This is a genomic window from Aquimarina sp. RZ0 (genome assembly GCF_008370685.1).
Taxonomy (GTDB): Bacteria; Bacteroidota; Bacteroidia; order Flavobacteriales; family Flavobacteriaceae; genus Aquimarina.
Map to the genome: position 1 here is coordinate 1 of NZ_VTZU01000173.1, position 2,887 is coordinate 2,887.

At 33.5% G+C, this 2,887-nt stretch carries 1 protein-coding gene; it reads left to right on the plus strand.

Annotated elements, in window-relative coordinates; all coding sequences use genetic code 11:
• On the plus strand, positions 1 to 2,887 hold a 2,887-nt coding region (locus tag F0000_RS26925; RefSeq protein WP_149627791.1), incomplete at both ends, for a type I polyketide synthase.

Consider the following 2,887-nt stretch of genomic DNA (forward strand, 5'->3'; position numbering starts at 1 on the left):
TTTACTTGAAGGAGAGGCAGGTAAAGGGTATATGGAGATTGCAATCAGGAAAAAGGAATCTAAGTCATTGGTACAATTATGGGTATCCGGTATTGATATAGACTGGCAGTTGTTGTATGAACCAGGACATGTTCCTTCTAAGATCAGTTTACCGACGTATCCATTTGCAAAGGAGCGTTATTGGGTCACTCGAATTAAAAATTTAATCAATTTAAAAACAGAATCGAGACTTCATCCATTATTACACAGAAATGAGTCGGATTTAATGGAGCAAAAATTCCAGAGTACATTTACTGGAGAAGAACTTTTCCTTTCAGATCATAGAGTTGGGGAAGAAAAAATATTACCAGGCGCGGCATATATAGAACTAGCAAGAGAAGCAGGTCAGAGAAGTCTTCGTACCCCAATTACTCAGATTAAAGAGATAAACTGGTTAAATCCAATAATGGTTAACGAAGAAGAAAAGCAGATAAATATTAGTGTTTTTGAAGAAGACTCCTCATCCATAAGTTATGAAATTTATAGTAGTTCTGGAGATAAAGAATTACTGCACAGTAAAGGTAAATTATCAACGTTATCGTTGCCTTCAGTTTCTTCTTTTACTATTAATGAAATAAAAAATCGCACAAATTACAGTAAGCAAAAGGCGGATTGTTATAGATTATTTAAAGAGTTAGGATTGAATTATGGGAAAAGTTTTCAGGGGATAGAAGAATTATATTACAATAATATAGAGTCTTTAAGTAAGATCAATGTATCCTATGAAGAAGGATTTATTTTACCACCGGGGCTATTGGATAGCGCATTGCAGACTTGTATAGGCATAAGCCTGAATAATTCAGAGATGAGCTTGAGTTTACCATTCAGTGTTAAAGAAGTAAATATTTATGATGATGTACATAAAACCATTTGGTGTTATGTGAAGAAAAATACACAAAGTAAACCAGGTAGTAAAATATCCAGTTATGATATTAATTTGCTATCCAATTCAGGAAATGTTTTACTCAGTTTTATAGATTTTGTTGTTTTACCGATGGAGATGAATACTACTACTGTTTCACAACTAGATAGTAAACCTGAAGAATTAAAAACATATTTATATAAGGATGTCTGGAAGGAAAAAAATATTCTGAATCAATCAAATATTACAGAATATTCTCCACTCGTTATAGTGGCTGGTGGTTCGGCAGAACTAGCAGAAAGATTAAAAGCATATTTGGAGATAGAAGTTGTAGCTATCAACGAAGATGATGATATAGAATACTATAAGAAGTGTAAAGAACTGGTAAGAAGTAAATTTGAAACCAAATCAAAGTATTTTTTAACAGTGGTTTATTCTAACGAGGAGTTTGTGAATTATGGCTTTATAAGTGGGTTGCTTAAGTCTGCAAATAAAGAAAACTCTCGAATAATTGGCAAAACTATTGGAATTTCGGACTTGTCCTTCAAAAATTTTGAAAACATCTGTAATATTCTCCAATCAGAAGAACAGGACGTTTGTAAAGAAGTTCGTTACAACGGAACAAAGAGAAAAGTACGTGAATTGTCAATGTTACAAGATTTATCCGTTGGAGCTTCAGATTTTGAAATCAAAGAAGGTGGTATTTATCTGATTACTGGAGGAAGCGGAGGTCTGGGAGAAATCTTTGCCAGACATATTTCCAAAACAAAAAATACTAAATTAATTTTAGTAGGAAGAAGTAAAAAAAGCAGACTGGACAAAGCAAGCTTACAAAATCTAAATGCTACATATCATAGCTGCGATATAGGGGATAGTATTTCTACTAATAAATTAGTTAAAGAATTGATAGAAATACACGGTAGATTAGATGGTGTTATCCATAGTGCAGGAGTTCTAAAAGATATCTTCTTACAAAATGAGACGATCGAAGAAACTGAAATTGTACTATATCCTAAAATTATCGGATCTAAAAATTTGGATCTGGCTACCAAAGATTTAAATCTGGATTTTATGGTCTTTTTTAGCAGCATATCAGGGGTATTTGGTAATATAGGTCAGGCAGATTACTCGAGTGCAAATGCCTGGATGGATAACTATTCTTCTTACAGAAACAATTTACGAGAGAAGGGAAAACGAAGTGGTATTACGGTTAGTGTCAATTGGCCTTTGTGGAAAGAAGGAGTAATGCAGGTTGACCCGAAGACCGAACAGTACATGCAGGAACAAATAGGTTTATATGCACTTCCTACGCTGGATGGTATACACGCTTTTAATATTCTTGTCAATCAAGGAATTTCTCAAGGCACTGTTTTGTATGGAGAAAAGTCCAAATTATCAGCAAATTTAGTAGATAAAGTTTCGATAATTGCTCATAGTAAACCCTCAAATATTATGAAGGTAGATAATGATAAAGTGAAGGAAAGTGCTATTGAATATTTGAAAAAAATACTGGCTGAAACATTAAAACTATCTCCAGATCGAATAGAAAATACAGTACCTTTTGAGAGATACGGTATTGATTCTATTATGATTGTCAATTTAACGAATAACTTAAATGAAGTTTTTGAAAATATTCCAAGTACTTTATTTTTTGAATATAATAATGTTGCAGAGCTTTCTGATTATTTCATAAAGGAATACTCGGATCGATTACTGGAATTAGTTGATATCGATAAGGAGGATATTATCATTGATCAACCTGAACTGTCAAAACACATAGATGTTGAAATACCCGTTAGTACAAGAAAACGTTTTATTGCTGAGGCTTCAGAAGTAACAAAGTTCCCGTATGTAGTTCAAAAAGAAGATATTGCAATTATCGGTATAAGTGGTCGATATCCAGGCGCAGCTACACTAGAAGATTTCTGGGAAAACCTGAAGCAGGGTAAGGATTGCATCACAGAGATTCCAATCGAGCGCTGGGAT